General features: G+C 41.9%; 5 protein-coding genes and 1 pseudogene. 2 read left to right on the top strand and 4 right to left on the bottom strand.

The features are described from left to right. Positions 1-151: 151 nt before the first annotated feature. Positions 152-535 (top strand): annotated as a pseudogene (locus B3Q46_RS03495) (IS1-like element ISPa14 family transposase); the annotation flags it as partial. Positions 536-613: 78 nt separating this feature from the next. On the opposite strand, the gene B3Q46_RS03490 reads toward B3Q46_RS03495, so the two are convergent. From B3Q46_RS03490 to B3Q46_RS03475, 4 genes are all read right to left on the bottom strand, one after another. Next, positions 614-994, bottom strand: a complete 381-nt coding sequence (locus B3Q46_RS03490; RefSeq protein ID WP_005264367.1) for a DUF488 domain-containing protein — start codon at positions 992-994, stop codon at positions 614-616. Positions 995-1,005: 11 nt separating this feature from the next. Continuing rightward, the gene (locus tag B3Q46_RS03485; RefSeq protein ID WP_004281784.1) at positions 1,006-1,452 is read right to left on the bottom strand and encodes an SRPBCC family protein; all 447 of its coding nucleotides are present in this window, start codon (positions 1,450-1,452) and stop codon (positions 1,006-1,008) included. A gap of 213 nt (positions 1,453-1,665) precedes the next feature. Continuing rightward, positions 1,666-2,763, bottom strand: coding sequence for a catalase family protein (locus tag B3Q46_RS03480; protein ID WP_004782578.1), 1,098 nt, complete (start codon positions 2,761-2,763; stop codon positions 1,666-1,668). A gap of 281 nt (positions 2,764-3,044) precedes the next feature. Further along, complete coding sequence (locus B3Q46_RS03475; protein WP_004782579.1) at positions 3,045-5,012, bottom strand: AI-2E family transporter; 1,968 nt, start codon at positions 5,010-5,012, stop codon at positions 3,045-3,047. A gap of 137 nt (positions 5,013-5,149) precedes the next feature. Between B3Q46_RS03475 and B3Q46_RS03470 the strand changes: the two genes are divergently transcribed. After that, entirely contained in the window at positions 5,150-5,851 is a 702-nt protein-coding gene (locus B3Q46_RS03470) for an IS1 family transposase (RefSeq protein WP_286713456.1), read from the top strand. Positions 5,852-7,014: the final 1,163 nt, after the last annotated feature.

Below are 7,014 nucleotides of genomic sequence, written 5' to 3'. Positions count from 1 at the left end.
TGTTCAGCGGACGCTTACGTTTTTTAGCAACAGGAGGTGTTGCTGAATATATATCCATGTTCATGGATTAAGTCCCCACTTGTTTTTAGGTGGGAACTAAATTAAGGCTTATAGGATCGCTTGGTAAGGCTGTGTTAGCCGGATGCTTACTGAATTCTGGACTTTTGTTGGAAATAAAAATAATAAACAATGGCTTATTTACGCCTACCATCGAGAAACAGGTGAGATTGTTGCTTATGTTTGGGGTAAGAGAGATTTAGCTACAGTCCAAAGGTTGAAGACAAAGCTTAAACAATTAGGTATTCACTACACCCGAATTGCAAGTGATCATTGGGATAGTTTCATCACTGCTTTTAAAAACTGCAAGCAAAGTATTGGTAAGTTTTTTACTGTAGGAATTGAAGGTAATAATTGCAAAATAAGGCATCGAATAAGGCGTGGTTTTAGAAGAAGTTGTAATTTCTCCAAAAAGCTTGAAAACCATTTTAAAGCCTTCGACTTAACCTTCTTTTACATCAATAATGGCTTCATTTAATGTCAGCATACTTTTTAAAACACCACCAAAAACTCTACTATAGCATTTTACAAGTCAATCTCTTGCTTAAAACCCTACTTATTCCATGGAATAAAAGCAGACAAGATAAAGATCAGCCTTGTTCCAAAAGCTTTTCAGTACAATCACATGGTTATAATCTATGCTCTTGGCTGCAGTAATTAAAGTGACTTGTTCCTGCTCAGCGATCTTCCGAATTTGCTGCAATGTCTTGGCTTGCTGAACAAGTTCCGCTGTATAGCGCTGTTGAAATATCTCCCAATGTTCAGGATCCTGCGCGTACCATTTGCGCAGTTCAGTCGAGGGCGTGATTTCCTTGGGCCACATATCAATTTGAGCATCCTGCTTTTTGATGCCTCTGGGCCAAAGTCGATCGACCAGAATCCGTTTACCATCTGACGCTAAAACTTCGGCATAGGCACGCTTGATTTGAATTTGCATGGGTCATCTATTTATTGATCTGGAATTTCGGCATTGACCAATAAAGTCAGCAATTGCAAGGATTCCTGCCATCCCAGATAACAGGCCTCTGCCGGAATCACATCTGGAATACCCGATTGGGTGATATGCACTTCCGTGCCCACAAAAACCGGGTGGAGCTGAATCGTGACGTCAATTTGACCGGGTAAGTTTGGGTCGTCGAACTGGTCGGTATAGCGCAACAACTGGTTAGGCATAATTTCATGATAGGTTCCGCCAAAAGACTGGCTGGTACCGGTGGTAAAATTGCTAAAGGACATTTTATAGCTGCCTCCCACTTTCGCATCAAGATGATGGACTTTGGCGGTAAAACCATGCGGCGCCATCCATTTCACCAAGGCATCAGGATCTGTAAAGGCTCTAAACACCCGTTCTGGGGGTGCAGTGAATACACGGTGAAGTTTGACTGTACTGGGCATTTGTTTTTCTCACTTTTTGTTGTTTTGTGTGCTTAAGTCTACTGCTGTTGATTCCTGGCTCTGTATGGCTTTGGTATGACATTCAGAGTGGATTTTCACTGCATTTAGCTCTACTGAAAAATGCTCAACAGCTTCCAGAATATTTCTACATTAAAAACAGCTGTGCTCAAGCAGATAGCTTTAATTTAATTCTGGCATCCGAACATAAACCCCTTAATCCGGCATGTCATCAATCTGATGCGGTTCTGTACGCGGCTGGGTATTCATGCGATGCCTAAAAGACGATGAACGTTCATATGCCTGCATACGCACCCGCATAATGGAACCCAATGGCTGATGTTCTGTCACGCCATGCCAAGGGTTAAAAGACAGCACGTCATCGGAATACACCCGACGTGCCGGACTGAAAGTATCCTGTTGGGGAAAGTGCAAATGACCAATGACCTGATGCGGTGATTCCTGTTCTTTCCACAGCACAGCCGCATCCTCGACGGGCATAGTCCTCAAATCGGTACATAGCTGCGCACGAATCACATAATCTGCCGTATTCTTCTGAAAGAAATCCCGGACGATGTCACGAATAGCGGAATCATCATTGATTTGCATCTGGATACCGGTGAGTTTCTTCACCGAGTCAGATTCGGGTGCGACACTGATTTTGGCAATATAATCGCCATAACGAAGCGCTGCCATACTATGATAGGTTTCGCCCAATACATGATGCTGGCTACGCGCCAGACCTTTTAAGCTTGCAGGTGCGGGAAAGCCTGCGCGATTTACCAGATAATCTACGCCGCGCATCACCTGACGCAAGCTACGCATAACCGGTTCAGGCGCCTGTTCTGCTTCCGTAATAAAAGGCAGCATTTGCTTATATTTACGCACTGTTCCAAAAGTCAGCACCGGAATATTGACCATCAGAAAATCCTGATGATGACCATCGCTTGGATCATTCGGCAATAAGCGCTGTCCCGGCACATTTAAAATTTTAAGGGCGAAACCATGCGGAGCCGGAGTTTTATCGCTATGCAGATCGCCGGGCGCAGCCGATAGACGTACCATCACGTCATAATAGCCCGGATGAGCAAAAATCCCTTGAGCCAAATGAGCCGGCAAATTTTCAGGAACGGTCAAAATGCCTTTTAAGAAACCATGGGATTTTGCATGTGCATCACGAACCGCATGACGGTGCCGGTCAAAAACCTGGTTATTGGTCTGTGCCATCTGTTCTGTAATATGCAGAATATCCTCTTCTTCATTTTCCTGTTTTTGCTCTACTTCGGGACGATAGTTCACATAATTCGCACTCATACTTGCTTCCTTTTGATTTTTTGAATATGGATCAATTGCACTGAATTTTTTGTATTAATCTAACAAGGAGTTCGCTTTACAAGTTAATTCATTGGTTAATGCTTTGAGGGTCTTTGGTAAATACGACATGCAGACCGAGTCAAAGACCGATGAGGTGAAAAAATAGAGCACGTCAAAAATTGAAAAGTGATTTAACTTTGCAAGTTTCATGCTTATGCTTCGTCGGGAGATCCAGCTCATTTTCCAGGAAGATGAGTTTTGTTTTCGCTTTTAGCCTTTTTTTAGCTTAAAAAATCCTGAAGAGAGCCACCCTTGGCTTGTTGTAACTTGGCAATTTCCTCTAGCTTTTGGGTTTGCGCCTTGTCACTCGTCAGTGTCTGAATTAAATCGTCTGCAAGCTGGTTTAATAACACCAGATCATCTTCGCTCATCTGCCGAATTTGCTTATCCAGAACACAAAAGCTGCCTAACACCAGACCTTGTTTAGTACGTAAAGGTACACCGGCATAAAATTTGATTTTATTTCTGTTTAACTCCGGGTTATGGGTAAAACGCGGATCTCGGTCTATATCCTCAATAATCAGTGCTTCATTCTGATGAACCAGATGGGTACAAATGGATTCTTCCCGGGGAATGCGTGCCTCTATCGGATTTTGATTTTCATCTGCCAGCGGGCTGGCTGGGGTATTCACCCATTTTTCATCAACCAGGGAAATTTGCGCATATTTCACGTTAAATGCCTGGCAGGCTTCTTCAATATACTGCTGATAAATCAGTAAAGTTTCAGGTTGAAGCAATTGCAGTTCATGCAAGGCCGCCAAACGTTCCGGTTCATTTTCCGCAAGCAATTCACGTGCAGGATTTTTACCTTGTTGTAGCATCAGCGCATCAATGCTCAGCATCAATTCATTCACCGTGGATACCACGGCATCCGGTTGAAAACGGTTTTGAATCTCGTCCCGCAATTCATCGCTGACATTGCCCCAGGTGGCAAAAATAATTTTAATATTCGGCAGACGTTTACGGATGCGATGATTCAACAAGCGAATTTGTGCCAAAGGCTGCCGATAAAACATGGAAATGCAAAGCATCTGAGTATTTTCTGGCAAGGATTCAAGCACATCCATTTTTGATTGAATCAGTACTTCATTATGGCTTTGCGCGGCAATTTTTCTTAAGTTTAAACCATGGGCCAACATGGAAGATGCCCATACATCAATTTCCCAACGCGCCCCCAAGCACACCACTTGCGCAGGACCAGCTGTATTTGGAGCTGGGTACTTTTGCTGGAAATCATGATTAAACAACTTTAAGCCCTGATGCATTCTTAAACGGTGCTCGGCACTGGCTTCGGTACTATGTCCTTGCGAAAACAAACGAATGGCGGGAATGGCAACGTCGTCATAAAAGGCATTGACCTTACGAACGACGACTTCCTCACTGGGCTTTTTCGGCAATTTCTGTTGAATATAATCCTGGGCAACTTCAAGGGCATCCTCTACTTCATCGGCAACCAGGCGCTGGTAAAAGCGTTCCGGTGGCGTCAGTACCGGTTCGCTACCAATCAGGGTTTTGATAAATCCCAATGCCGGAATATAGTGAGCCAATACCAATAAACACGCCGTCAATGGCGTCGAGAGAATCAGTCCAGCAGCCCCCCATAGCGTAGTCCAGAATGTCGCCGCAAGAATAATCGCCAAAGTGGAAAGACCGGTACTTTCGCCATACAACCACGGTTCAATCACATTGTTACTAATCAGCTCGAGTAACAGAATCAGCCCAATGGTCCAGAGCACCATATTCCAGCCCGGATCAACCGCAAATGCCAAGGTAATGGGAAATAAGGCCGAGATCATGGGCCCGACATAGGGTAAAAAGCGCATTCCGATCGCGACAATTCCCCACATAATCGCAGCAGGCACACCAATCAGCCATAAGCCCACCGCCATGGGAATACCGAAAGTGACATTCACCAACAACTGCATCCGCAAATAGGTTCCAATCCGGTCTGCGGCATCATCCAGTGCATCTGTACCGACGTTTAAATTGCCGCCCAGCAATTTCAACAAACGGTCATGCAAGTCTTTGCGACTGAGTAAAATCAGTACCACAAACAGAAAAACAATCCCGACTGTGGCCAAGGGATGAAAGATCCTCGCGCCCCACTGCATTGCCGTTTCAGTGGTACTGGCTTGCTGCCCAACCACCTGCACCTGCTGCACCCCCTGGGTTTGTTCAACTGGAGTCACGTCCTATATCGAACTTTCTACCGTATCAATGGTCGTGATGGCGCCGTCCCATACACTCGGCCCAGAAGTAAAACTTTTGGTGGTGTTTCAAAAAGTATGCTGAAAAAAAGCAGGTTGGATTTTGATAAAATAGAGAAATGCGAATAACTCTAGAAATCAAGTGTCCAGCCTGCCTAAGTGACAGTATAAAGAAAAATGGCACAAAAGTAGATGGTAAGCAAAATTACCAATGTAAAATATGCAGACGTCAATTTATTGGTGATCATGCTCTCAGTTATCAAGGCTGTCACTCAGGTATCAAAACCAAAATATTACACCTCATGGTGCGAGGCAGTGGTGTCAGGGATATAGCAGAAATTGAAAGAGTAAGTATCGGTAAAGTTCTACGGACACTTAGCCAATCAAAATATCAACTTCGAGCACAGCAAAGTCATTATGAAACCCTTGAAGTAGATGAGTTTTGGACTTTTGTTGGTCATAAGCAAAATAAACAATGGCTAATTTATGCCTATCATCGAGAAACAGGTGAAATTGTTGCTTATGTATGGGGTAACCGAGATTTAGCCACTGCAAAACGACTTAAATTAAAATTGAAGCAGTTAGGTGTAAGCTATACATGTATATCAAGTGACCATTGGAATAGCTTTGTTACGACCTTTAAAGAATGCAAACAGTTGATTGGTAAATTTTTCACTGTGGGTATAGAAGGCAATAATTGTCGATTACGGCATCGAATCAGGCGAGGCTTTAGGAGAAGCTGCAACTTCTCCAAAAAGCTTGAAAATCATTTCAAAGCCTTTGATTTAGTGTTCTTTTATATCAATAATGGATTCGTTTAATGCCAGCATACTTTTTGAAACACCACCAAAAATCAAACTGAGACTCAGTTAAATTCATCATATTATTTACAACTATCTGTACTTTATTATGCTTTTATACAAAGCTCCCCTTAAAATAAGCATATCAGTTCACGTTATTTTTATTAAGAAAAATCTTTTGTACATAAGTCTAATTCAGGATTAAAAAATTACCCGAATATTTAAAAATTAGTCTAGCCATCTTCATCGAAGTTTTGTGGGGCTTAGCTGCCTTGTATCAAATCATAAAGCCGTGGTCCTCAAAACTTTCCTTTTAAGTTTCAAAGACAGAGTTAATTCTCTAACCAATGCGTCATTTTGTCGCATAAATTCCCTTCTAAAAATGATCGATTTTGATATGAACGCACCCTGCTTTTACAAATTAACAAACAGCCATGCGATTAAAATTTAATCAAAAATATACAATCCTAATCACCTCCAACCTAAAGTCACCCAGAAAAAACCTTAGATTTGATTATTTTTTATACATTCCTACCGTTACACTATAAAAAGAGGTGCGTTACACTATAAAAAAAGGCGCGTTACACTATAATTTGACTGTACGTTACACTATAAAAAGCCCATTTTTTGGGGTGCGTTACACTGTAAAAAGCCCATTTTTTGGAGGTGTTACACTATAAAATAGGTGCATTACACTATATTTGGCATTTCGTTACACTATAAAAATCAGGCTCAAAAAGTTAATTATTTAAAAAAAATTCTCTATTTCCACTGTGCAATTTTGGCAGTGAATTACCACAAAATGGTTATGCATTTACACCCTATTGGCAGTAAAAAACACCCGATTGGATCTGTAAGAACACCCTATGACACTAAAGCAACAAAGAATGTAAGAGAAATAACATCAAGTACCTGTCTATTCCACTCAATGGATAGGTTTTGCTATGAATTGTCTGCTAGAACCACTTATTGGTATTTAAGTGTAAATAACTGACAATAAAATCCAAGTCCTGGCAATTTAATCAAACCTAATGGCATGAATAAAATAAACATCCGCTGAACACCATAGCTATTTTTTAATTCAATTCAGGTTTCCAGCGGTATGGCAGTAATTCTTTAATCTGGGTCACTTTATGTGTCGGCAATCTTTTCAGGACATCACTTAAATAGTAAGCGTCCGCTGA

Origin of the sequence: Acinetobacter sp. UBA2581 (assembly GCF_002339435.1) — a bacterium.
GTDB classification, from domain to species: Bacteria; Pseudomonadota; Gammaproteobacteria; order Pseudomonadales; family Moraxellaceae; genus Acinetobacter; species Acinetobacter variabilis.
The sequence above is the reverse complement of the archived record's forward strand: the minus strand, read 5'-3'. Positions and strand labels throughout refer to the sequence as shown.